Source organism: Lysobacter sp. 05T417, from assembly GCF_056396405.1.
The window spans coordinates 482,658-507,003 of record NZ_JBFTLK010000005.1; the positions used below are offsets into that span (position 1 = coordinate 482,658).

The 24,346-nt window shown below is 67.1% G+C and carries 22 protein-coding genes; 14 read left to right on the forward strand and 8 right to left on the reverse strand.

Features of this window, described 5'->3' with window-relative positions; genetic code table 11:
* Window positions 1-181: 181 nt before the first annotated feature.
* The 5 genes from AC1DER_RS11780 to AC1DER_RS11800 are packed head-to-tail and all read right to left on the reverse strand — an operon-like array spanning window position 182 to window position 7,775.
* Window positions 182-1,246, reverse strand: coding sequence for an SMP-30/gluconolactonase/LRE family protein (locus AC1DER_RS11780; RefSeq protein WP_477243631.1), 1,065 nt, complete (start codon window positions 1,244-1,246; stop codon window positions 182-184).
* Complete coding sequence (galB, locus tag AC1DER_RS11785; RefSeq protein WP_477243629.1) at window positions 1,246-3,969, reverse strand: beta-galactosidase GalB; 2,724 nt, start codon at window positions 3,967-3,969, stop codon at window positions 1,246-1,248. Before galB ends, AC1DER_RS11780 begins: the two co-directional genes overlap by 1 nt.
* Window positions 3,969-5,387, reverse strand: a complete 1,419-nt coding sequence (gene uxaC / locus AC1DER_RS11790) for a glucuronate isomerase (protein ID WP_477243627.1) — start codon at window positions 5,385-5,387, stop codon at window positions 3,969-3,971. Before uxaC ends, galB begins: the two co-directional genes overlap by 1 nt.
* 16 nt (window positions 5,388-5,403) lie before the next feature.
* Window positions 5,404-6,435 carry an endo-1,4-beta-xylanase gene (locus tag AC1DER_RS11795; RefSeq protein WP_477243625.1) on the reverse strand — a complete coding sequence of 344 codons (1,032 nt, stop codon included), beginning with the start codon at window positions 6,433-6,435 and terminating at the stop codon, window positions 5,404-5,406.
* A 23-nt stretch (window positions 6,436-6,458) separates the two neighbouring features.
* On the reverse strand, window positions 6,459-7,775 hold the full coding sequence (locus AC1DER_RS11800; RefSeq protein ID WP_477357976.1) for an MFS transporter: 1,317 nt from the start codon (window positions 7,773-7,775) through the stop codon (window positions 6,459-6,461).
* 524 nt (window positions 7,776-8,299) lie between these two features.
* On the opposite strand from AC1DER_RS11800, the gene AC1DER_RS11805 reads away from it, so the two are divergent.
* From AC1DER_RS11805 to AC1DER_RS11835, 7 genes are all read left to right on the forward strand, one after another.
* Window positions 8,300-11,224 carry a TonB-dependent receptor gene (locus AC1DER_RS11805; protein ID WP_477243621.1) on the forward strand — a complete coding sequence of 975 codons (2,925 nt, stop codon included), beginning with the start codon at window positions 8,300-8,302 and terminating at the stop codon, window positions 11,222-11,224.
* A gap of 139 nt (window positions 11,225-11,363) precedes the next feature.
* Window positions 11,364-12,848: an MFS transporter gene (locus tag AC1DER_RS11810; RefSeq protein WP_477357979.1), complete on the forward strand. Its 1,485-nt coding sequence runs from the start codon at window positions 11,364-11,366 to the stop codon at window positions 12,846-12,848.
* A gap of 42 nt (window positions 12,849-12,890) precedes the next feature.
* On the forward strand, window positions 12,891-13,907 hold the full coding sequence (locus tag AC1DER_RS11815) for a glycoside hydrolase family 43 protein (RefSeq protein ID WP_477243617.1): 1,017 nt from the start codon (window positions 12,891-12,893) through the stop codon (window positions 13,905-13,907).
* Entirely contained in the window at window positions 13,897-14,721 is an 825-nt protein-coding gene (locus tag AC1DER_RS11820) for an aldose epimerase family protein (protein ID WP_477243615.1), read from the forward strand. Before AC1DER_RS11815 ends, AC1DER_RS11820 begins: the two co-directional genes overlap by 11 nt.
* A 69-nt stretch (window positions 14,722-14,790) precedes the next feature.
* Complete coding sequence (locus AC1DER_RS11825) at window positions 14,791-14,997, forward strand: dodecin (RefSeq protein ID WP_477243613.1); 207 nt, start codon at window positions 14,791-14,793, stop codon at window positions 14,995-14,997.
* Between the two features lie 139 nt (window positions 14,998-15,136).
* On the forward strand, window positions 15,137-15,349 hold the full coding sequence (locus AC1DER_RS11830; RefSeq protein ID WP_477243611.1) for a hypothetical protein: 213 nt from the start codon (window positions 15,137-15,139) through the stop codon (window positions 15,347-15,349).
* A gap of 28 nt (window positions 15,350-15,377) precedes the next feature.
* Window positions 15,378-15,701, forward strand: coding sequence for an antibiotic biosynthesis monooxygenase family protein (locus tag AC1DER_RS11835; protein WP_477243609.1), 324 nt, complete (start codon window positions 15,378-15,380; stop codon window positions 15,699-15,701).
* Window positions 15,702-15,713: 12 nt separating this feature from the next.
* Here AC1DER_RS11835 and AC1DER_RS11840 read toward each other — a convergent pair whose 3' ends face one another.
* On the reverse strand, window positions 15,714-17,249 hold the full coding sequence (locus AC1DER_RS11840; RefSeq protein ID WP_477243607.1) for a phospholipase D family protein: 1,536 nt from the start codon (window positions 17,247-17,249) through the stop codon (window positions 15,714-15,716).
* 179 nt (window positions 17,250-17,428) lie between these two features.
* On the opposite strand from AC1DER_RS11840, the gene AC1DER_RS11845 reads away from it, so the two are divergent.
* The 5 genes from AC1DER_RS11845 (at window position 17,429) to AC1DER_RS11865 (ending at window position 20,697) form a co-directional block, all read left to right on the forward strand.
* Window positions 17,429-17,866 (forward strand): hypothetical protein, encoded by a 438-nt coding sequence (locus AC1DER_RS11845; protein WP_441816955.1) that lies wholly within the window; start codon window positions 17,429-17,431, stop codon window positions 17,864-17,866.
* A 162-nt stretch (window positions 17,867-18,028) separates the two neighbouring features.
* Entirely contained in the window at window positions 18,029-18,403 is a 375-nt protein-coding gene (locus AC1DER_RS11850; protein WP_477243605.1) for a hypothetical protein, read from the forward strand.
* A gap of 86 nt (window positions 18,404-18,489) precedes the next feature.
* Window positions 18,490-19,395: a phosphogluconate dehydrogenase (NAD(+)-dependent, decarboxylating) gene (gene gnd, locus AC1DER_RS11855; protein ID WP_477243603.1), complete on the forward strand. Its 906-nt coding sequence runs from the start codon at window positions 18,490-18,492 to the stop codon at window positions 19,393-19,395.
* Window positions 19,396-19,467: 72 nt separating this feature from the next.
* Window positions 19,468-19,905 carry a hypothetical protein gene (locus tag AC1DER_RS11860; protein ID WP_441816952.1) on the forward strand — a complete coding sequence of 146 codons (438 nt, stop codon included), beginning with the start codon at window positions 19,468-19,470 and terminating at the stop codon, window positions 19,903-19,905.
* 30 nt (window positions 19,906-19,935) lie between these two features.
* Entirely contained in the window at window positions 19,936-20,697 is a 762-nt protein-coding gene (locus tag AC1DER_RS11865) for an N-acetylmuramoyl-L-alanine amidase (protein ID WP_477243600.1), read from the forward strand.
* Between the two features lie 6 nt (window positions 20,698-20,703).
* Here AC1DER_RS11865 and AC1DER_RS11870 read toward each other — a convergent pair whose 3' ends face one another.
* Both AC1DER_RS11870 and AC1DER_RS11875 read right to left on the reverse strand, forming a co-directional pair.
* Complete coding sequence (locus AC1DER_RS11870) at window positions 20,704-22,005, reverse strand: APC family permease (RefSeq protein WP_477243598.1); 1,302 nt, start codon at window positions 22,003-22,005, stop codon at window positions 20,704-20,706.
* Window positions 22,006-22,128: 123 nt separating this feature from the next.
* The gene (locus AC1DER_RS11875) at window positions 22,129-22,662 is read right to left on the reverse strand and encodes an outer membrane beta-barrel protein (protein WP_477243596.1); all 534 of its coding nucleotides are present in this window, start codon (window positions 22,660-22,662) and stop codon (window positions 22,129-22,131) included.
* Window positions 22,663-22,997: 335 nt separating this feature from the next.
* Between AC1DER_RS11875 and AC1DER_RS11880 the strand changes: the two genes are divergently transcribed.
* Together AC1DER_RS11880 and fnr are read left to right on the forward strand one after the other, a co-directional pair.
* The gene (locus AC1DER_RS11880) at window positions 22,998-23,447 is read left to right on the forward strand and encodes a hypothetical protein (RefSeq protein ID WP_441816948.1); all 450 of its coding nucleotides are present in this window, start codon (window positions 22,998-23,000) and stop codon (window positions 23,445-23,447) included.
* A gap of 134 nt (window positions 23,448-23,581) precedes the next feature.
* Window positions 23,582-24,346 carry a fumarate/nitrate reduction transcriptional regulator Fnr gene (fnr, locus tag AC1DER_RS11885; RefSeq protein WP_477243594.1) on the forward strand — a complete coding sequence of 255 codons (765 nt, stop codon included), beginning with the start codon at window positions 23,582-23,584 and terminating at the stop codon, window positions 24,344-24,346.

Genomic DNA, 24,346 nt, shown 5'->3' on the forward strand with positions numbered 1-24,346 from the left:
CAGGGGATGCCTGAGACACGGAACCACCCGCGCGGGGTGGACTCGATCAGACCGTCACGGGGACGGCGGCATCACTTGCGCATGGCGCGAAACCCTCAGAAGCGTGGCAGACCGGGCAATTATAGCGATGCGACGCCAGCGCCGGCCCGGGCGCCGGCGGGACGTTCATGGTCGGGCAGGTCTAGCGCTCGAAACCCAGGCCCATGACCTTCACGCGCACCCGTGCCACGGTGGTGTGCGAGGTCATGTACAGCGTGCGGCCGTCATCGCCGAATGCGCAGTTGGACACGCGGGCGCCGGTTTCGATGCGGCCCAGGCGCTTGCCGTCCGCGTCCATGACCAGCAGGCCGCCCGGTGCGGAAGCGAACAGGTGGCCGTCGCCGGAGATGCACAGGCCGTCGGGGGCACCAGAGGCGCCGGCGGCGATCAGGTCCGATGCGTCCGCGAGCACGCGCCGGTCGAGCGCGTTGCCGCGATCGTCCAGGCGGTATGCCATCCACACGGGGCGCTTCTCGTCCGAGTTGGCCACGTAGAGCGTGCGCTGGTCCGGCGAGAGCGCCACGCCGTTGGGGAAGCGCAGTTCCCCCTCGATCAGGTGCACGGAACCGTCGGGGTCAAGGCGATAGACGCCGTTGACGGGCTGCTCTTTCAGCGGTGATTCGTCGATGCCTTTCAGGCCATACGGCGGATCGGTGAAGTACACCGATCCATTGCCATGGCGGACCACATCGTTGGGGCTGTTGAGGCGCTTGCCGGCGTAGGTGGCGGCAAGCGTGGTCTTGCGCTTCGTTGCCGGGTCGAGGCGGGCGATCAGGCGAGAACCCGAATCTGCGAGCAGCACCGTGCCCTGTGGTTCGGCGTCGAGGCCATTCGCACCGGCTTCGCGCAGTCCTTCCACGTCCGTGCCGCCGTAGCCGGATGGCTTGAGGAATACCGACTTCCCTTCGTTCGGCGACCAGCGGTACATCGTGTTGCCGGGCACGTCGTTGAACAGCAGGTAATTGCCGTCACGCATCCACAGCGGGCCTTCGGACCACTCCAGGCCGTCCGCGATCCGCTCGATGCGTGCGTCGGGGGCGATGAGGGTCCCGAGCGCTTCGTCGTAAACCGTGATGCGCCCGATCGTCGGGTACGACGGGGTGGTCGCCGGGTCCGCGTGTTGCACCGCGGACGCGCACGCTGTTGCCGCGGCCAGCGCCGTGACCGCCAGGGCAACGCGCAGTGCCCGATTCGTCGGCGCGCGCATCATTGCACCCGCACCACGGTTTCGGCGCCCTGCAGCTGCGCCGATTGCGCGCGCACGGTGACGGTGCCGGTCTGGCCCGGCATTGCGCGCACGATGACCAGTGCCAGTCCGTTGAACGCATGTCGCTCGTGCGACGGGAACGCAGTCATGTCGGTCGGGTCTCCGTTGTCGGTCGCGACGATCTCGGCCGGACCGTCCACGCTGAAGGCGATGCGCGAGGCAGCATAGGGCACCGGACGCCCGTCGTGGTCGAGCACGCGCACGGTCACGAACGACAGGTCGGTGCCGTCGCCGTGGATCTCGCGGCGGTCCGGCTGCAGCTCCAGCTTCGCTGCCTCGCCCGCCGTCCGGGTGCTCGCCTGCGCCCATGGCTTGCCATCCTTGTAGGCCTGCACCCGCAACTCGCCGGGCTGGTAGACGACGTCGTCCCAGCGCAACCGGTATTCGTAAGGGCCTTTCTTCCGGCGCCCGTGCGACTTGCCATTGACGAACAGCTCGGCCTCGTCGCCGGAGGTGAACACATGCACCGGCGTGACCTGGCCCTCGCGCCCCGGCCAGGTCCAGTGCGGCAGCAGGTGCACCATCGGCAGATCGGGCCGCCAGCGTGACTGGTACAGGTAGAAGCGATCCTTGGGGAAACCGGCCAGGTCGACGATGCCGGAGTAGGAGCTGCGCGAGTCGTAGTAGGGCGTGGGTTCGCCGAGATAGTCGAAGCCCGTCCAGACGAACTCGCCGGCGACGTAGGGATGGCGGTCGAGCGAGGCGAACACCTTGTCGGCGCTGGAGCCGAAATCCACCGCGTGCAGCTCGTACGCGCTGACCTGGTGGGTCTTCGAATCGCCACCGCGGCCATCACGAACCGGCGCGCTGGTCTCCTTCGTCACCGGGAACAGGTATGCACCACGGCTGCTGAGCGCCGACGCGGTTTCAGTGCTGACGATCGCCTTGTCCGGAAACCTGGCATGGAACGCCGGGTACTGCGGCTTCGTGCGGATGCGCTCGGTGCCCTCGAACTGCGGCGTGTCGCGGATGCCTTCGCCCTGGTAGTTCAGGCCGATCACGTCGAACACCGCCGACAACGGCATGTCCGGCTTGGCCCAGTTCATCGCGTTGGTGGTCGGCCGGGTCGGGTCTTCCTCGCGGACGATGGCGTGCAGGCGCCGTGCGATCGCAGCGCCTGCCTCGCCGGTGTACTGCTCGCCGACTTCGTTGCCGACGCTCCAGGCGATGATCGAGGGATGGTTGCGGTCGCGGCGCAGCATCGATCGCAGATCCGGCTCGTGCCAGTCCTTGAAGACCAGATGGAAGTCGAGCGGCGTCTTCTTGCGCTCCCAGGAATCGAAGATCTCGTCGACCACCAGAAAGCCCATGCGGTCGGTGAGTTCGAGCAGTTCCGGCGCCGGCGGGTTGTGACTCATGCGCACGGCGTTGGCGCCCATTTCGCGCATGATCTCCAACTGGCGCTGCGCTGCGCGGGTGTTGAACGCCGCGCCGAGTGCACCCAGGTCGTGGTGGTTGTTGACACCGCGGATGACGACGCGCTCGCCGTTGACGATGAGACCCTGGTTGGCATCGAAGCGGACCGAGCGGATGCCGAACGGCGTTTCATGGCGATCGACCACGCGACCGCCACGCGACACGGTGGTCACGGCCACATAGCGGTTCGGCCGCTGCGTCGGCGGTGGACCCCACAGCTGCGGATGGGCCAGGCTGGTGGCGCCGTTCACGCGGGTGCTCGAATTCGCCGCGACGTGCGCACGCGCCGTTTCAATGCGAGCGACCACACCGCCGGTACTGCGGCCCTCGGCATCGAGGGCGAGGATATCGGTGGCAACATCGACATCGGCGTCGCGGCCCGAGTCGTTGTCGAGGGTCACGGCCAGGCGGACGGTCGCCATCCCGGCCGATACCTGCGGCGTCGTCAGCTGTGTTCCCCAGTGCGCCACATGCACCGCATCGACCTTGGTCAGCCAGACGTTGCGATAGAGCCCGCCACCCGGGTACCAGCGTGCAGAATCGGGCGGGTTGTCCAGGCGGATCGCCAGCTGGTTGTCGCCGCCGGGCTTCAGGTACGGCGTAAGGTCGACGCGCCAGGAGTTGTATCCGTACGGCCAGCCGCCCACGAGGCGGCCGTTGAGCCAGACAGTGGCGTATGACATCGCCCCGTCGATATCGAGGAAGACCGATCTGCCACGGTCGCTGGCCGGGATGTCGAGCTTGCGGCGGTACCAGCCGATGCCCCAGCTCGGCAGTCGGCCCATGCCGCCATAAGGGCCTTCGCGCAGGAACGGTCCGGCGATGGCCCAGTCGTGCGGCAGCGTCACGCGTTGCCAGCCACGGTCATCGAAATCCTTGCGCACGAACGCGGCATCACTGCCAGGATCGCCAGCAGGACGCACGTGGCGCCGCGTCCTGTCGGCGATGAAGGCATTGCCGCTGGGCAGGATCCATGGCTTGAGCACGCCATCGGCCCGCGCCGCGGGCTGTTCGGCCTCCTCGGGGCGGGCGTCGGCGGCCTTTCCGTCCTGGTTGTCCGACACCTTCGGCCGCACGTCGTAATCCAGCCGGGTCGACAGATCCGACGGATCGCCCTGGTGGAAACGCCAGCCGCTGTTGATCGAAATACGCTCGCGTGGCGATGCCTCGTCTGCCATCACAGGTGCGGACAGCACCAGCAGCGCCAGCAGGGGCGCTGCCGAGCAGCGGAGGAGGCGGCCAAGCATCACAACTTGTAGGCCTGCTTCGGCAAGCGGTAGGCGAGGTCGATGGCCACTTCGGCCGCCTCGTCCTCGTCCATGCGGTGTTCGCTGACCAGCTTGGCCAGAAAGGCGCAGTCGACGCGTCGGGCAACGTCGTGGCGCGCCGGGATCGACAGGAACGCACGCGTGTCGTCGTTGAAGCCGACCGTGTTGTAAAAGCCGCCGCTGCTGAGCGTCTGCTCGCGGAATCGCCACATGCCTTCGGGCGCGTCGTGGAACCACCACGCCGGGCCGAGGAACAGTGCCGGGTAGTGCCCGGCCAGCGGCGCCAGTTCGCGCGCGTAGGTGCTCTCGTCGAGGGTGAAAACGATCACGCGCAACCGCGCGTCGTTGCCGAAACGGTCGAGCAGCGGCTTGAGCGCGTTGACGTAGTCGGTGCGCATCGGCATGTCGGCGCCCTTGTCGCGGCCGAAGCGTTCGAACAGGCGGGCGTTGTGGTTGCGGAAGCAGCCGGGGTGGATCTGCATCACCAGGCCGTCGTCCAGGCTCATCGCCGCCATCTCGGTCAGCACCTGGGCGCGGAACAGTTCCGCCTCGGCCGCGCTGGCGCCGCCACGGGAGACCTTCTCGAACAGGCGGCGTGCTTCGTCGGCCGGCAGGTCGGCGGTCGCGGCGCTGGGGTGGCCGTGGTCGGTCGAAGTCGCGCCCATCGCAGCGAACGCGGCGCGGCGCTGCCGGTGCGCGCGCAGGTAGCCGTCCCAGCTGTAGACGTTCTCGCCGGTGATCTCGCCGAAGCGCTCCAGCGAGACGGCGAACTCTTCGTGCTCGGGATCGACCACTGGATCGGGCCGGTAGGCCGTGACCACGCGTCCCGGCCAGCCACTGGCGCGGATCGCGGCGTGGTGATCGAGTGGGTCGAGCGGTGATTCGGTGGTTGCCAGCAACTCGATGCGGAAGCGGTCGAACAATGCACGCGGTCGGAACTCCGGTTGCTGCAGCGCCGCGGTGATGTGGTCGTAGTAGCGGTCGGCGCTGCCGGCATCCAGGCGCTCGCGCAGGCCGAAGACCTCGTGGAAGACATGGTTGAGCCACATCGACGACGGCGTGCCGCGGAACAGATGGAAATTGGAGGCGAACAGCCGCCACGCCGCACGCGGGTCCACCGCCGAGCGCGAGCCGTCGCGACGCGGGATGCCGAGCGCGTCCAGTTCGATGCCCTGGCTGTAGAGCATGCGGAACACGTAGTGGTCCGGGATCAGCAGCAGGTCGGTGGCGTTGGCGAATGCTGCGTTGCCTGCGAACCAGGACGGGTCGGTGTGCCCGTGCGGGCTGATGATCGGCAGTTGCGCGACCTCGCGGTACAGCCGCCGAGCGATCGCGCGCGCGCCGGCGTCGGCGGGAAAGAGGCGGTCCGGATGCAGGTCGAGGGATTTGCTGTTCATGGTGCTTGCTGTCTCATCATTTCGCAGTGGCGGTATCGATATCGGCATCGATATTGGTACCGGTCGCGGTGGACGGTCCTGTCACGCCACGCACATAACCCCGCAGCCAGGCCAGGGCCGGCCGCTCGCTGCCGTCCTTGCGCACCAGGTAGGCCTTTTCCTTGCTGCGCCACATGCCCGGGCGATAGCCCCAGAGCGTGATGCCCTTGACCCCGGGATGCTCCCAGAACACCGGGAAGATCCGCTGGTAGTCCTTGAGCTGCTGGGCGTCGGTTGCGCCGTCGATGTCGAGCTCGGTCACGTAGATCGGCAAGCCAGTGGCGGCAAGGCGGTCGAGGTTGGCGCGATGCACCGCCATCGGCGTGTCGGCCTTGGTCGCGAAGGCGTGGCCCTGCACGCCGATGCCGTCGAGGAGATGATCCTTCTGCAGCAGCCCGATGATCTCGAGATAGCGACGGGTGTTCTCGTCCTTGTTGGTGATGTTGTAGTCGTTGATCAGCAGCTTGGCGTGCGGGAACGTTTTGCGGGCGAGACGGTAGGACTCCACGATCCAGTCCCAGCCCGTGGCGCCACTGCCGCCGAGCGCGTTGATGTAGTTGCCGCCGCCTTCGTCGTCCTTGCTGGGCGGGTCATTGAGCGCTTCGTTGACCACTTCGACGTAGTCCAGGTCGGGGTAGCGCTGCGCGACCGCGGCGAACCACTCTTCGATCTCCTCGCGCTGTTCCTTCGGCGGCAGCGTCTCCACCCACTCCGGCTGCTGGTTGCCCCAGATCATCACGTGCATCTGGAACGGGAAACCGTGGCTCCTGGCGAACTGGTAGGCCGCATCCAGTCCGCTCCAGTCCATCTGGTCGCGCACGGCTTCCACCGAGCCCCACTTGCCGGCATTTTCCGGCGTGACCTTGTTCCAGTAGCTGGCGAAGCCGGGGATCTGGGTGGGGCTGTGGACGCTGCCGAGGAACTTCTGCTGGCCGGACGCGAGCGGTGCGCCCTGCGCGTGCAGCGCAAGCGGCATGGCAACCAGGATGGCCAAAAGCAACGATTTCATCTTTCCCTCCCCCGTGAAGATACTCATGCGTCCGTCGATTCCAGCTGTGCCGGCTCCAGCTGCGCCGGCTCCAGGCGCGGCGCCAGCAGGTGCACCGCCAGCAGCGCGATCAGGTAGGCCGAGCCGGCCATCAGGAACACCGGCAGATAGCTGCCGGTGGTCTGCAGCAGGAAGCCGGTGAACGTGGCGATCATCATCCCGCCGACCGCGCCGGCGAAGCCGCCAATGCCGACCACGGACGCAACCGCGCGACGCGGGAACATGTCCGAGGTCAGGGTGAACACATTCGCCGACCAGCCCTGGTGGCCGGCCGTTGCCAGGCCGATCAGGCCGACCGCGAGCCAGAGGTTGTCGGCCTGCGCGGCGAACACGATTGGCACCACGGCCAAGCCGCAGATGCCCATGGCGGTCTTGCGCGCGCGATTGACGCTCCAGCCGCGCTTGATGAAACGCCCGGCCAGCCAGCCACCGGCGATGCTGCCGACATCGGCCAGCACGAAGATCACGATCAGCGGCAGGCCCAGGCCAAGCAGCGTCAGTCCGTATTCGGCGTGCAGGAACTTGGGCAGCCAGAACAGGAAGAACCACCAGATCGGGTCGGTGATGAACTTCGCCGCGACGAATGCCCAGGCCTGGCGATGGCGCAGGATGCGCGACCACGGCACGCGCACCGTCGGCTCGGCCGGGTCGCTGCGGATGTACGCCAGTTCCGCGGCGCTGAGCCCGGGTTGTTCCTCGGGCGTGCGATAGATCAGCAGCCAGGCGACCAGCCATGCCGCGCTGAGCGCGCCGGTCACCAGGAACGCTGCCTGCCAACCCCACGTCGCGGCCACCACCGGCACCATCATCGGCGCCACGATCGCGCCGACATTCGAGCCGGAGTTGAAGATGCCCGTGGCCAGCGCCCGTTCCTTGCGCGGGAACCACTCGGCCACGGTCTTGATCGCGGCCGGGAAATTGCCGGCCTCGCCGAAGCCAAGCACGAAGCGTGCGGCGGCAAAGCCAATCACGCTGGCGGCGAGCGAATGGCTCATCGCCGCCAGGCTCCAGATGCTGATCGCGATCGCATAGCCCACGCGCGTGCCGAGGCGGTCGATGATCGCGCCGGCGCAGAGCAGGCCAATCGCATAAGCCGCCTGGAAAGCGGTGACGATGTAGCCGTACTGGATCTCGTTCCAGCCGATCTCGTCCTGCAGGAACGGCGCCAGCACGCCGAGTACCTGGCGATCGATGTAGTTGATCGTGGTCGCCAGCAGGAGCAGGGCGCAGATGCGCCAGCGGTACATGCCGACCTTGCCGGCCGGCGCTGTTTCCGTCGCCGTTGCCGAAGCCGCGCTCATGCCGCCGCCGTCCGCATTTTCGCCGGTATCGCGGTGGCGCCGTCAGCGGACAGCAATTTGTTGCGATGCAGCGAGCTTTGCGCAGGCATGTCGAAGCGTTTCATCACGGGTTTCCTGCGGTTTCCCTGCGTTTGCCACGCAGGCGCCACTTAGTGTTAGCGCTAGCATTAGCACAGGAATCGGTGACCGGGCTACTGCCTTTCGACGGCGGTCACAGAAGCAAAATCGTCGTGGTGCCAGCAGCTTGCGACCGAAGTGCCGAACACGCGCCCCGTCCTCTCTCGGCAAAACGGCTCATGTTGCTATGCAGCGTGCGAGGCAAAAATGGTAGCGCTACCATCCGCCCGGACCGCCTCAGACGGATTTGTAGCGCCATCACCGATGTAGCCAAAAAACACACATCCAATCGCAGGCCGCGCCAACGTCGCGCGCTGCCGGAACACCAGAAACGGGAGGGGAGTACGGTGCAAATCGTTTTCGCAAGAACGGCATTGTCGCGTGCCTTGGGAATGGCGCTGATCGGGATGGCGAGCACTTCCGCCATCGCCCAGCAGGCTCAACCGGCGCCGCAGGTGCAGGTCGAGACACAGGCGCAGGCGTCGCAAGAGACCACCACCACCACCACCGTGGCGCCCGCGGCCGCCGGTGCAGCTGACGCACAGGCATCGGCCCCGGCGAGCGCGGCCGACCAGATCCGGGAACTCGACCGCGTGGTTGCCACCGGTTTCCGCCAGAGCCTGCAGTACTCGACGCAGGACAAGCGCGACTCGACCGGCTTCACCGATTCGATCTTCGCCGAGGACATCGGCAAGTTCCCCGACGTGAACATCGCCGAGTCGCTGGCGCGCATCCCGGGCATCCAGCTCAACCGCGACGTCAACGGCGAAGGCCTCAACATCGCCATTCGCGGCTTGCCGTCCAGTTTCACCAAGACGACCATCAACGGCGTCTCGGTCGCCACCGCCTCGATCGGCCTGGATGCGACCAACCAGAACCGCGAAGTCGACCTGAACCTGTTCCCGAGCGAGTTCTTCAACCAGCTCAAGGTCTACAAGTCGCCGACCGCGGCGCTGACCGAAGGCGGTGCGGCCGGTATCGTCGACATGCGCAACGTGCGCCCGTTCGACAACCCCGAGTCGCAGGTCACCTACGCACTCGAGGCCGGCTACAACACCAACAGCGAGAACGTCGATCCGCGCGGCACCGTGATCGGCAGCTGGATCAATGACGACCACACCTTCGGCGTGCTCGGCGGCGTGACCTCGCAGCGTGGCTCGATCGGCGTGGAAGGCTACGAAACCGTCGGCTGGACCAACCCGAACCTGACCAACGCGCAATGCGGGAACGGCGGCGCTGCCGCGGGCTTCCCGGCCCTAGGCACGGCATGCAACATGAGCGGCGGCAATGGCTGGCGCATTCCGGACGCGGTGCCGAACAACGCATCGACGATTGCCGCAGGCCTCACGCCGACCCAGCCCATCGACGCGGCCTGGCTGCAGTCGCACAACCCGGGCCTGACCAGCGCGCAGATCGGCGAAGCGCTGATCCCGCGCCTGGGCCGTCCGGTGCACATGTCCGGCGACCGCGATCGCGACTCGTTCCTGGGCTCCGTGCAGTGGCGTCCGAACGAGAGCGCCGAGATGTACATGGACGTCCTGTACTCCAAGGCAAAGCGCACCAACGACCGCATCGACATGAACCTGATCGGTCGCAACGGCGGCATGATCCCGTTGGACATGCAGCTCGACGCCAACAACGTCGTTACCAGCGCCACGTTCACCAATGCCCAGTTCTTCCTCGAAGCGCGTCCCTACACCGAGGAAGTGGAGTACTGGCAGGTCACGCCGGGCGGCACGTTCTATTTCGATGAAGACGTCAAGCTGGACGTGCAGGGCAGCTACAGCCGCAGCTGGATGCGTCGCGATTCGCCCACCATCCTCTTCAACTCGCCCTTCACCACGCTGCAGTACACCAACAACGGCGACATCCCGAGCTGGACCACCGACCTGGATCTGAATGATCCGAACCTGGGGTGGACCTGGACGGGCGGCCGCGTGTGGGCGCAGAACGAGAAGCGCGTGACCGAAACCAAGGGGCTCAATGCCAGCCTGCAGTTGGGCGACGACAAGAACAACGTCACCTTCGGCATGGCATGGGACGAGAATGCCCGCACCATCCGCGGCTTCGGCGATACCGGCACCAACTGGCAGCCGTACGCGTTCTCGCAGGTGCCCAGCTCGGAACTGCCCAACTACATCTCGCCGGGGCCGTTCGGTTTCGTGACGGTTGACTTCGACCGTTTCATGGCCGACACCAACTACGCGTTCTACCGCGATACGGCAGCCGAGGCCAGCGGCGCCAACACTGGCGCTCCCACCGGCGGCTTCGACGAGGCCAACACCGCGGCCTTCGTCATGGTCAACGGCGAGTCGGAGGTCTGGCACCGCAACCTGCGCTACAACCTCGGCGTGCGTTATGCGTCCACAGACCAGGACATCAGCGGCCCGGTGACGATCGGCGGCGTGCGCCAGTACCAGACACTGACCAGCGATTACGACGAATGGCTGCCGTCGTTCAGTGCGGCGTGGGACGTGGCCGAAAATGTCGTCCTGCGCACCTCGGCTTCCCGCACCATGACCCGCCCGAACCCCAGCTCGATGCTGCCGGCAACCACCTTCACCGACATCTCGGCGCAGGTGGCCACGCAGGGCAATCCGGACCTGACACCGTACATCTCCACCAACTTCGACATCGGTGGCGAGTGGTACACCGGCGCCGAGGGCTTCGTCGGCCTGACCCTGTTCAACAAGCGCATCGAGGGCTACACCTACCAGGGCGTGACCACGCGCCCGTTCACCGACCTGGGCATTCCGTTCGACACGCTGGTGGACTCGCAGCAGCAGGCGATCAACTCGCGTGGCGGTCCGAACGTTGCGACCGTCAACGTGCAGCAGCAGGTCAACGCCGATGCCGAACTGGAGATCCAGGGCCTGGAAGTGATCTGGGTGCAGCCGCTGAGCTTCCTGTTCGAGGGCCTGGGCTTCATGGCCAACTACTCCAAGCTCGACATCAGCACGATCGGCAAGGACGCCAAGGCACTGGCCGGCAATGTCTACGGCGTGGCACCGAGCCTGTGGAACGCCACCGCCTACTGGGAGAACGACGTCGCCTCGGTGCGCCTGTCGTACAACTGGCAGGAAGGCGCCGTCGGCACCGGTCCGAACCAGCAGGGCATCCCGTTCGCGCAGCTCTACGGCGAAGACCGCGGCCAGCTTGACCTGTCGGCCAGCTATACGCTGACCAACATCACGTCCTCGCCGCAGATCTACTTCAACGTGCAGAACATCACCAACGAGGAGCGTCGCTCCTACTTCGCGTATCCCAATGCGGTCAACGACATGTACGATCCGGGTACCACGTACATGGTGGGTATCCGCGGCACCTTCTGATGCATTCGACCGTGCAATGAGCTGAGCAGCAAACCGCGGCCCGCTCCGGTGACTCCACCGGGCGGGCCGCGCCTTATCGATGGACGCACTGCTCCACAATGCCCGATGCAAGACCCCAATCACTCGCCAGCGGCGGCCCATGAACAGCACTTCTGAAGTCCTCTCCGTCAGGGAAAAGGTCGGCTACAGCCTCGGCGACCTGGCCGCGAACCTGATCTTCCAGACCCTGGTCGCCTTCCTGGCCTTCTTCTACACCGACGTGTACCGGATACCGGCAAGCACGGCCGCGAAGATCATCTTCATCGGCGGCATGCTCGGCGCCTTCGTGTTCACCCCCATCATCGGCTTCGCCGCCGACCGCACCAGCACGCGCTGGGGGAAGTTCCGACCGTGGATCCTGTGGACGGCGATCCCGTTCGGCGTGTTCTCGCTGCTGGCTTTCAGCACGCCGGACCTGGGCGAGCACGGCAAGGTCGTGTATGCCCTTGCGACCTACATCCTGCTGGTGATGATCTACGCCGCCAACAACCTGCCGTACTCGGCGCTCAGCGGCGTGCTCACCGGCTCCATGGCCCAGCGCAACAGCCTGTCGTCGTACCGTTTCGTGGCGGTGATGATCGCCCAGTTCGTGATCCAGGTGCTGCTGCTGCCGCTGGTGCTGATCCTGGGCAGCGGCGACAAGGTGCGCGGCTTCCACAACACCATGATGCTGTTCGCCGTGGTCGGCACGGTCTTCTTCCTGATCACCTTCTTCACCACGCGCGAGCGCATCGTGCCGGCGCCGGAACACAAGTCCAGCGTCCGCCAGGATCTCGCCGACCTGGCCCGCAACCGGCCCTGGCTGGTGATGCTGGCGCTGACGATCCTGGTGTTCGTGACCCTCGCGCTGAAGGGCGGCTCGTACATCTACTACTTCCAGTACTACCTGGATCCGGCTGCGCTGTCGAAGTTCCTGGAAGACGTCGGCTTCAACCGGCTCATCGGCGGCCTCAACGCCGTGCTCACCGGCATCGGCCTGACCGAGTTCCAGTGGCCCAAGGACGCGCCGACGTCGGCCTACAGCATGTTCAACGCCGCCGGCATCATCTCGATGATCATCGGCATCGGTTTCTCCAAACGCCTGGCAGACCGGTTCGGAAAGCGCGACGTCTTCGGCGGCGCGCTGTTCGTATCGACCCTGTTCCTGCTGGCGTTTTTCTTCTACCCGCCAACGGCAGTCGGGCTGGTGTTCGCCTCGCTGATCGCCCACGGCGTCTTCTACGGCATCACCATCCCGCTGCTGTGGGCAATGATCGCCGACGTCGCCGACTACTCGGAGTGGAAGAACAGCCGCCGGGCCACCGCGATCATCTTCTCGGCGATGCTGTGCGGCCTGAAGATCGGCCTGAGCGTCGGCGGCGCCCTGGTGGCGGGCCTGCTGGCCCATTACGGCTACCAGGCCGGCGAGCCGGTGCAGTCGCCGCAGACCATCGACGGCATCCGCATGGCCGTGAGCATCTACTGCTCGGTCCCGCTGCTGCTGTGCGTGGTGCTGCTGTTCCTGTACCAGATCAACAAGACGATGGAATCGCGCATCGAACAGGAACTGGGCGCGCGCAGGCTGCAGGCCGGCGCCGCTTCCTGATCGCCGCGCAGTCACGTTCCCCCAAACACACAGGCAACCGTCATGGCCGACGACAACGAAACCGGGGATCTTCAGGCGCTGGCCGCGAAGGCCATCTCGCAGCCGCTGGTCATGCATATCTACACCGCCGACCCGTCGGCGCATGTCTTCGACGGCAAGCTCTACATCTATCCGTCGCACGACATCGATGCCGGCCTGCCGTTCGACGACGACGGCGGTCACTTCGGCATGGAGGACTACCACGTGCTGCGCATGGAGTCGCCCGATGGCGAGGCGGTGGACTGCGGCGTCGCCCTGCATGTCAAAGACGTGCCGTGGGCGCAGCGGCAGATGTGGGCGCCCGATGCCGCCAGCAAGGACGGCAAGTACTACCTCTATTTTCCGGCCAAGCGCGCCGACGGCATCTTCCAGATCGGCGTGGCGATCGGTGATCGGCCGGAAGGACCGTTCGTGCCGGAGCCTGAGGCCATCACCGGCAGCTACTCCATCGACCCGGCCGTGTTCGCCGACGACGACGGTGGGCACTACATGTACTTCGGCGGCATCTGGGGCGGGCAGCTGCAGAAGTACCGCGACAATGCCCATGCCGCAGGGAACGAGGAGCCGGCTGCCGGCGAGCCGGCGCTGTGCGCGCGCGTCGCGCGCCTGGCCGGCGACATGAAGCAGTTCGCCGAGACGCCGCGCGAAGTGATGATCCTCGACGCGTCCGGCCAGCCGCTGCGCGCGGACGACCACGACCGCCGCTTCTTCGAGGCGTCGTGGATGCACAAGCACCAGGGCCGCTATTACTTCTCCTACTCGACCGGCAACACGCACCTGCTGTGCTACGCGGTGGGCGACAACCCGTACGGGCCCTTCACCTACCAGGGCACGATCCTGACCCCGGTCGTGGGCTGGACGACGCACCATTCGATCTGCGAGTTCCAGGGCCGCACGTACCTGTTCTACCACGACTCCATTTTGTCCGGCGGCGTCACCCACCTGCGCTCGATCAAGGTCACGCAGCTGCATTACGACGACAGCGGCACCATCAGGACGATTCATCCCTATGGGGAGTGATCCGCGCGACGACGCGATGCTGCCGTTTGCGCCGGGGCCGCAGGTCTCGATCGGACGTGGCGCACTGGCCGTCGATATCGCGCCGGAGGCGGGCGGACGCATCGCCCAGATTCGCCACGACGGCGTCGCCCAGCTGGTGGGCCACGGTGCGGGAACCGACGGCGTCATCGCCTGGGGCTGCTATCCGATGGTGCCGTGGGCGGGACGCGTCCGGCACGGCCGTTTCGAGAGCGAAGGGCATCGCCACCGGTTGCCGCTCAATCTGGGCGACCACGCCATCCATGGCGTCGGCTTCGCGATGCCGTGGCGCCTGGAGATGCTCGGCGAAGATGCCGCCGAGTTGTCGCTGGCGTTGCCACAGGACCGCTACTGGCCCTTCGGCGGCAGCGCCATGCAGCGCATCGAAGTCGGCGAACGCCATATCCGGCTGACGCTGTCGGCCACCGCCGGCGAGCGCGCGATGCCGGTGACGATCGGCTGGCACCCCTGGTTCCGCAAGCCCGACCGCCTCGATTTCCAGCCGCGCATGATCTATCCGCGCGACGCCGATGGCATCGCCACGCGTCCGCTGGAAGCGCCGACGGCGGGGCCCTGGGACGACTGTTTCATCAACGACCGGCCGGTCACCGTCGAGCGCGGGGGACAGCGCATCCGCATGACGTCCGACTGCATGCACTGGGTCGTCTTCGACGCGGCGCCGCACGCCACCTGCGTCGAGCCGCAGAGCGGGCCACCGGATGCATTCAACCTCGAGCCGATGCTGCTGGCGCCGCGGACTTCGGTGGAGGCCTGGTTCCTGCTCGAGTGGCTGTGATGTGAAGGCGCCTTGTCAGGCGCGTGGGCGGGCGGCGCTATGATCGGTGTTCGCCCAGGAGAAGCCGCCATGAGTGAGCACGTCTACAAGCACCTCGAGCTGACCGGTTCGTCAAAGACCAGCTGCGACGACGCCATCCGCAAGGCGATCGAACGGGCCTCGGGCACGGTGCGCAACATCAAGTGGTTCCAGGTGCTCGACACGCGGGGCCATGTCGAAGACGGCAAGGTCGCGCACTGGCAGGTCACCATCAAAGCAGGGTTCACGCTCGAGTGACCGCGGCGGCGGCCGCGACTCCGGCAAAGGCTCCCGAGCCTTGAGCCAGATTCAATGCAGGCTTGCCAAACTATCGCTTTTTCGGCGGATCGGCCGGGTCTAACGTTGCCTTCCACTCAAGGCAAAGAAGGACTTGGCCATGAACATCTACACCGGCTTGCTGTTCCAGCACGGCTACATCCAGAACCCTGAACTGGCGGTCTCCCTCGCCGGCGACGGGGACGACGCACAGGCGGCGTCCGACGCCCCGGCATCGCCTCGCGACGCCCACCAGCCACGCCGCCGCGGCGGCGCATTCCGGCTGGGCGCGCTGGTGGCCATGCTCAATGCATTGATGTCGCCGCCGCGGTGAACGCGAGGGTTCAGGCATGAGTGCAGGCATGAGTGCAGGCATCAAGATCGTCGCGCGCCTGTGGCACGGCATCACCCTGATAGAGGATGCCGACGAGTACCTGGCGTTCCTGCGCGATAGGGCCGTGCCCGATTACCGCGGCACGCCGGGCAACCTGTCGGTGAGCGTGATGCACCGGCGCGAGGGCAGGCTCGCGCACTTCCTGATCCTGACCCACTGGCAATCGCTGTCGGCGATCGAAGCGTTCGCCGGCGCCGAGGTGACGCGGGCGAAGTATTACCCCGAAGACAACCGCTTCCTGCTCGAGTTCGAGCCGTCGGTGGTCCACTACGAAGTCGACGGCCCCGGCTAGAGACAGCCCCGGCTAGAGTTGCGACTGCACCGGCAGCAGCTTCATCAGCCAGGCCTGGAAGCGGCGGAATCCGGAGGCCTCCGGATCGCGCGTGAAGGTCTGCGTGCCATCGCTCCACTGCAGCTTGCCGTCGACGCGCTGCACCTTCCAGGCGCGGCTGCCCTGCAGTTGCTCCTGGAAGATGCGCTCCAGCTCCTGCGCCAGTTCCGGGCTGGCTACCAGCACGCCCTGCTCGGTGTTGATCGAGGTCGAACGCGGATCGAGGTTGTAGGAGCCGACGAAGATCTGGCGGTTGTCGATGATCATCGCCTTGGTGTGCAGGCTCGAACCGGAAGAGCCGCGCAGGCTGAAGCGCGACTCCGCATCACTGGTCGGCTTGAGCTCCCAGACCTTCACGCCACCGTCGATCAGCGCCTCGCGATAGCGTGAGTAGCCGCCGTGGACGGCAGCCACGTCGGTCGCCGCCAGCGAGTTGGTGAGCACCCGCACGTCGGTGCCGGCAATGGCGGAAGTGACCAGCGACTGCGTCGCCTGCGGCCCGGGCACGAAATACGGCGAGATCAGATGAAGCTCGTGCTGCGCGGCGCGCAGCGCGGGGGTCAGCGTGGCCAGCACCGCCGAGCGGTCCTGGGCGGTGCCGCTGTCGTCGAAGTGGAGCTTGAGCGGGTCGTCGCTGGCGAAGCGCCACTCGGCCGTCCAGTGCAGCGTGGTGCCGCCGGTCAGCAGGCGCTGTACGTCCGGGTCCTCGCGCAGCACCGAGGCGTAGGGGCTGGCGCGAAGTTCCGCCGGCACGCCCTCTAGCAGGGTCCGCAACCGGGCGAGCGCCTCGGGCGTCACCGCGTCGGGGCTGATCGTGGCGATCGGGTAGTTGCTCGGGGCATTCCAGTAGCGATCGAAGCTGCCGCTGACCTGGCGCACGACCGGGCCGACCAGGGCCAGGTCCAGGTCGACGAAGTTGCTCTCGGCGCTGGCGCCGAAGTACTCATCGCCCAGATTGCGCCCGCCCACGACCGCTATCCGGTTGTCGGCGATCCAGCTCTTGTTGTGCATGCGGTGGTTGAGCCGGCTGTAGCCGGTGCCCAGCTCGCCGAGCTTGTTGGCGGTGCCGCTGCGGCTGGCGAAGGGGTTGAAGATGCGCACCTCGATGTTCTCGTGCGCGTCGAGCGCGGCGAAGCCCGCGTTCTTGGCGCGCGCGTCCATGTCGTCGACCAGGATGCGCACGTGCACACCGCGGTCGGCCGCGGCCAGGGCCCGCTGCGCGAGCATCTTGCCGGTCAGGTCCGGGTGCCAGATGTAGGTCTGGATATCGAGGCTGCGGGTGGCCACCTGGGCGCTGTACATGCGCAGCGCATAGGCCTCGGTGCCGTTGCTGAGCAGGCGGAATCCGGACTGCCCCGGGTGGCGTGCTTCGGCCGGCCCGGTGCGCAGCGCCAGTTCGCCGTCGCTGGCCGGCGCCGGAGCGAACGCATCGGGCAGGACCGGCCGCTCCGGCAGACTGGAGCATGCGGCCAGGGCCAGCAGGCACATCGACAGGGCAACCCGGATCATGTGCGCCATGGTGGTTTCACCGGTTGGTTTGCAGTCGGATATCACACGGCCTGCGGGGGCACAATGGGCCAGCCCTGCGGGGCCGACCGCGTCGCGGCGCGGCCCCGGCTGGGCCTAGAATGCCAAAACAGGCCGTGAGGTGGGCTGCCTCCGCCTGGTCATCACGCACAAGGAACTCCATGTCCCGAAACTCCAAGGTCAAGCGCGCGGTGCGCCGGAAGAACGAACCCAAGCGCCCGATTCGCCGCCTCGGCTCGGCGTTGCAGCCGCACGCCCAGTTGCTGGACCGCGACGGCGCCGCCGTCGGCGGTGTCGGCTGGCGGGATGGCCAGTGGTTGCTGGTGCTGGCCGGGCAGGTGGTCGCCAGCAGCGACAGCGCAGCCATGGCGCTGGCGATGCTGCGCCATGTCGTCGCCGTGCAGGCCGACGCCGGAACCGAGCTGGAGCTGCACGCCTCACCGCCCCTGCTCACTGCGGCCGCGCGTGAAGCCGCCGTGCACGAGCAGACCCTGGAGGAGTACCTGACCGCGCTGGAGCACGAGCGCCAGAGCCGCGACGACGAAGAAGCGCTGCTGCGTCCGTCGGCCGGCATGCAGGCGCCTTACCGCCTGCAGTAGTCCGTACGCCCTGCGCCGGCGCGCTGGCGTGCGTTCTGGCCTGCGCGCTGGCCTGCGCACGTGGCGCGGCGCGTTGTTCCGGTCACAAGGAACCGGAGCACATCGATGCGCACTCATGGAACGTGGCTCGCCCTGGTCCTGGCAGGCGCAACGATGTCCGTCATGGCTGCGGCCGCGGCCGCACAGGACCTGCGAGCCGAATCGCTGAAGCTGTATGGCGGCGTCTACTCGCCCGATTGCGGCAACGCCGCCGCGCCGCGGGTGCGCATCGCCGCCGACGGCCTGCAGATCAGCGCCAACGGCAAGAACGTGCGCACGCCGGCGCGGATGGATTCGTACACCAGCTTCGGCGGCGCGCCGACTTCGGCCGTGCCCGAGGGCTACAAGGTCGAGTTCATCGGCGACGATTTCTCGCTGTACGTGTTCGAGGACGGCAAGGGCATGTACGTGCCGCTGGAGGGTTACGTCCCCAACGCCGCCGTGGTGGTCGGCGGCCCATCGATGAAAGCCCGCTTCGGACACTGCAGCGGGTCCTGAGTCTTTCACCGCCTGCGCTTCCCCTTCACGATGGGCTGCGCGATGCTTCGCCATCGCCCGCGCGACCCCACCGGGCAGGAGGCTGCATGGAACTTGGCATGATTGGTCTGGGCCGGATGGGCGCGAACATGGCCGAACGGCTGGTTCGCAACGGCCATCGCGTGGTCGGTTTCGACCCCGGCGCACCGGCGCGCGAGCAGGCCGCCGCGCGCGGCATCGAAGCGGTGGCGTCGCAGGCGGAGCTCATCGCCGCGCTGCCAGCGCCACGCGCGCTCTGGTTGATGGTGCCGGCCGGTGAGCCGGTCGATCGCAGCATCGACGAACTGCTGCCGCAACTGGCGGCCGGCGATACCGTCATCGACGGCGGCAACTCCAACTACAAGGACTCCCTGCGGCGCTCGGCGCGCCTGGCCGACCATGGCATCGCCTGGATCGACTGCGGCACCAGCGGCGGGGTCTGGGGGCTGACCGAGGGCTACAGCCTGATGATCGGAGGCGAGGAAGCAGCGGTCGAGCGGCTGCGGCCGATCTTCAGCGCCCTGGCGCCCACGCCCGACAGCGGCTGGGGTCGGGTTGGTCCGAGCGGTGCCGGCCACTTCGCCAAGATGGTCCACAACGGCATCGAGTACGGAATGATGCAGGCCTATGCCGAAGGCTTCGCGATCATGCAGCGCAAGTCCGACTTCGGCCTCGACCTGGCCCAGGTGGCGCAGATCTGGCGCCACGGCAGCGTCGTGCGCTCGTGGCTGCTCGACCTGAGCGCCAACGCGCTCGGGCGCAACCCGCAGCTGGACGGCATCGCCCCCTACGTCTCCGACTCCGGCGAAGGCCGCTGGACCGTGGCCGAGGCCATCGATCTGGACGTGTCGGCGCCGGTGATCACCCTGTCGCTGCTTGAGCGGCTGCGCTCGCGTGAGGACGATTCCTTTGCCGACAAGCTGCTGGCGGCGATGCGCAACGAGTTTGGCGGCCATGCGATCAAGAAAACCTGAGCGTCATGCCGCACTGCGGCATCGGGGTAGTCTTGCCGCCGGGCAACCCGCCCCTGGGGAGGAGAGGGAATCATGACCACCGTAGTCGCGTCTTCGCGTCCCATCAGCTACTGGATCATCGCCACGCTGGCGCTGGTATGGAACCTCATCGGCGTCTACATGTTCTACACGCAGTTCACCGGTGGCCCGGCGCAACTGGCCGCACTGCCGGCGGAGCAGCGCCAGATACTTGAAGCGACGCCGTCCTGGATCAACGCCGCCTATGGCGTGGCCGTGTTCGGCGGGGCGCTCGGCGCGATTGGATTGCTGATGAAGAAGCGCTGGGCAGTGTCGATGTTCCTGCTGTCGCTGCTGGCGCTGATCGTACAAGTGGCGGGTTCCTTCGCGGTGACGCCGGCCTGGTCGCTGCTCGGACCTGCTGGCCTGGCGATGCCGGCACTGCTCGTCGCCATCGCGTTGTTCCTGCTGACGTATGCGCGCAAGGCAGCGGCGCGTCGCTGGATCGGCTGAGGGTGGATCAAGCTCGATGAAGGGCGTTCGATGAGAGCCGTTGTGGCCACACTGGCCATCGCCATGGTCCTGGCGGGTTGCGCGACGGCTCCGCCCGCCGCGCCCAACCCGTCTCCCGATTGGCGGCCGTCGTTGAACTACGACGGCCGCAGCGCGCAGATGATCATCATCCACCAGACCGAGATGGAATCGGCCGAGGCGGCGCTGCTGACCCTGCAGACGAGCAACTCCAGCGGTCGCGTCAGCGCTCATTACCTGATCGGCAAGGATGGCCACCTGTACCAGCTGGTGGCCGAATCCCAACGCGCCTGGCATGCGGGTGCATCGCGCTGGGGCGGCGTCACCGATCTCAACTCGGGCACGATCGGCATCGAACTGGACAACGATGGCGTTGCGCCGTTCAGCACCGTCCAGATCGACACGCTGCTGCGCCTGCTCGACAACATCACGGGCCGCCTCGACATCCCGCGCCATCTGGTGATCGGCCACGGCGACATCGCGCCGGCGCGCAAGCGCGATCCAAGCGCGCTGTTTCCGTGGCAGCGACTGGCCGAGGCCGGTTTTGGCCTGTGGCCGCGTCCGCAGCCCGTCGCCGTCCCGGACGGTTTCGATCCCTGGGTGGCGATGCGCCTGGTCGGCTACGACCTGCGCGATCCGGCGGCGGCGGTGCGCGCATTCCATCGCCATTACCGCGGCAATGAAGACGAGCAATGGCTGCCGGGCGACGCGGAGATCCTCCGTGACCTGGAGCTGCAGTTGATGGAGATGCCGTTGCCCGAAGTCGCGCCCTGAGGCGCTTTACAGATCGGCCGGCACGCGCCGGAATCTGTAGACAACCGCGCCTGCCAGCAGCGCCACCGCGGCGGCCAGCAGGTTGGCCACGCTCGCACTGGCCAGCAGGCCAAGGCTGAGCACGATCGCCGCGATCGGGATCAACGGACCTCCTGGCAGTTGCAGTGCGCCGGGCTGCCCGCCATGGCGGCGACGCAGCACCAGCACCGAGCAGGCTGTGCCGATGTAGGTGCACAGGCGCGACACCACCGACAGCAGCGCCAGTTGCACGAACGATCCCGACAACGCCAGCGCCAGCGAGATCACGCCGATCACCACCACCGCGACGGCGGGCGTATGCAGGCGCGGGTGGATCGCGGCCAGTGCGCGCGGGCCGTAGCCATCGCTGGCCAGTGCCAGCAGGTAGCGCGGCGCCATCATCACGGTGTTGCTGTTGGTGCCCAGGATCGAGATGCTGGCGCCGATGGTCAGCAGCAGCGCCAACGCCTCGCCGCTGAAGCCGGCGGCGGCCTGTGCAAGCGGCGTCGTGGAATGCGCCAGGTCGGGCAGGGTGCCAAGAGCGACCCATTGCACGCTGACGTAGATCAACGTGACCGTGGCGATCATCGTCAGCAGCGCGAACGGCACGTCGCGGCGCGGGTTGCGGTACTCGCCGGCGGCGGCCGGAAGGTTCTCGAAACCGGCGTACGCGAACAGCAACAGCAGCGCTGCTTCGGCCAGCGTCTTCGAGGAGATGGGTGCGTTGGCCGGCGAGGCCAGCGTGGTGTCGACATGGAACGCGCCAATGGCCACGAACAGCACCAGCGGCAACAGCTTGCCGATCGCCAGCACCACGCCGGTGCGGGCGGCGGCGCGCACGCCGGCGATGTTGATCGCGACCAGCAGTCCGAGCGAACCGGTCACGATCGCGATACGCGGCAAACCCGACGCTGCCGCTGGCCAATAGTGGGTAACGGCTTCGGCCAGGCCATTGCTGAGCGCGGCCGCGGTCGCCAGCCGGGTCAGCAGCAGCATCCAGCCCACTTCGAAGCCTATGAACGACCCGAACGCTTCGCGTGCATACAGGTAGCCGCCGCCGGGTCCGTCGAAGTAGCTGGCGGCCTGGGCGTAGCACAGCACCAGCAGGCTGACGGCGAATCCGGCGAGCAGTACGGCCCACAGGCTGGCAGGTCCGAGCAGTGCCGCCGCGGCCGCTGGCAGCAGGTAGATGCCGCTACCGATCACGTCGTTGATCGAGAGGCCGACGATCTGCCACCGGCTGACGGCGCGGCGTGTCGAGGAGGGGCTTGCCGTTGCCTGCTGGTCCAAGGGCGTTGCCTTTGCGAGGGCGCTGTGGCGACAGAGTGCCTGATGCTGCGGTGCGGTTGTCGCCACCAAAGAAAAAGCCGCCGGATTGCGCCGGCGGCTTTGTCGTCATCGGGTTGGCTGCGATCAGAAGTCGTAGCGTACCTGGATCTGCGCCAGGTCCAGGTCGGTGTCTTCGACCTCGAAGCGGCTGTACTCACCGCGCAGGGCGACGTGGTCGGTGAACTTGTACTGCACGCCGACGCCATAGGTCGGGTCGGTGCCGCTGTCATCGCTGTTGCCGACCACGCTCGGGATCGCGCTGTCGAGGTCCCAGCGCTGGAAACCGGCCTTGCCGTAGGCGGAGAACTTGTCGGTGATCGGCACCGTGCCGACCGCGGTCAGGTAGACCGAACTGGCTTCGAGATCGGCGCCATTGCCACGCGGTTCGAGCTTGCCGAAGTCGGCGTAACCGGCCTCAAGGCCGAAGTAGCGGTTGAACTGGTAACCGCCGAACACCGAGAACGCGGTGTCCTCGTCGTCGTAGTTGCCTTCGTCGACGAACGACTGGCCGACGCCGGCACCGGCGTAGAAGCCCTTGTCGGCGGCCTGCGCGCCGAATGCGGCGGCACCGGCGAGAACGGCGATGAGGGCGCGGGAAAGCATCTTGTTCTTGCTCATTGCTGTGAAGACTCCTGCAACGTTCACCGCGACCAATCGGGGGAGGGAGCGGTGGCGTGTCTGCGATGGGCCCCGACGGAATGCCTGGGCAGCCAGCGCTGCACGACATAAGTGGGTCTGCACCGGCGCAGCCCAAGGCCAGCGATGGGGGATTCACTGTCCCGTGGCTGGAACGGAATGCGCGCCCGGGAGCGTGCAGGCGGCGGACTTTTCCGAATCTGGCGGAAAGCGAACGGGGCGCCGTGAAATCGCGAAGGTCGCAATACGATCGGCACACAAGTCAAAACAATGGAGCTGTGCATATGTTTTCAAGGAATGGGGTGCTGGCGGCTGTCATGTCGATCGTCCTGGTAGGCAGCTGCGTCGTGCTGCCTGTCGCCCGGGCGGCGGATAAGCCGTTCGACACCGTGGCAGTCATGGAGAAGCAGGACCGTATCCGTCTCAACGTGGCGTCCGGCGCGGCCGGCTTCAGCGAGCTGTCCGCCGACAAGCGCAGCGAGCTGCAGCAGCGCCAGGCTGCGTTGAGCCAGACCATCAAGGGACGCAGCTACGCGGACCTGACCACCGAAGAGCGCAGCAAGGCGTCGGCCGACATCGCATGGATCGACGAGGTCGCCGCGCAGGCTGCCGACGAGCGACTGGTCTGCGAGCGCACCAAGAAGGCGGGCACCAACCGCGTCGAGCGCGTGTGCATGACCGTGGCGCAGCGGCGCGAAGCGCAGCAGCGTGCACGCGAGACGTTGCAGGACGGCGGTTCGCGCATGTCGCCGAACCTGGGCCAGTAATCGCGCGGAGCGGCACTGGTCGAGTGTGGCGCGAAAGGCGGCTTCGGCCGCCTTTTGTTTGCCCATCGTTTGCCGATCCGGGCGGACGCGACCCGTTCCCGGCGCCGCCACGGGCCATGCGACAATGCCCGGCGATGAACGAAGCAGTAGACATCGACCTGGCCAGGCTCCGCCGCAGTTGCGCGCAATGCTCGCTGCAGCAGCTGTGCCTGCCGGCCGGCATCGACGCTGGGGAACTGGCCCGTCTCGACGAGATCGTCCGCCGCCGCCGCAGCCTGGGCCGCGGCGAACGGTTGTTCCGCATCGGTGATCCGCTGGCATCGGTCTTCGTTGCCCGCGATGGCGCATTCAAGACCGTCAGCATCAGCCAGGACGGCGAAGAGCAGGTCATCGGTTTCCACCTGGCCGGCGAGCTCATTGGACTGGACGCCCTCGGCGAAGGTGCGCATCGCTGCGAGGCGGTGGCGCTGGAGAAAGCCAACGTCTGCGACGTCCCGCTCGAACGGCTCAGTGCCGTGGCCGCGCAGCTTCCGAGCCTGCAGCAGCAGCTGCTGCGCGTGATCGGGCACAGCCTCAATCGCGACCACGACCATCTGGAAATGCTGGTGCGGCGCCAGGCCAACGAACGCATCGCGCTGTTCCTGCACGGCCTGGGTGAGCGCTTCCGCCAGATCGGGCAGTCGCCGCTGGAATTTCGCCTGCCGATGAGCCGCGAGGACATCGCGCGCTACCTGGGCCTTGCCCTGGAAACGGTCAGCCGCGGCTTCACCCGGCTGCAGGAAGACGGCGTGATCGCGGTGCACGGGCGCCGCGTCGAGATCCTCGACATCGGCATCCTCGAACGTCTAGCGCACGGCAGCGAGAGCGGCGAGACGAAGCGGCAACGAAGCGTCGTCTAG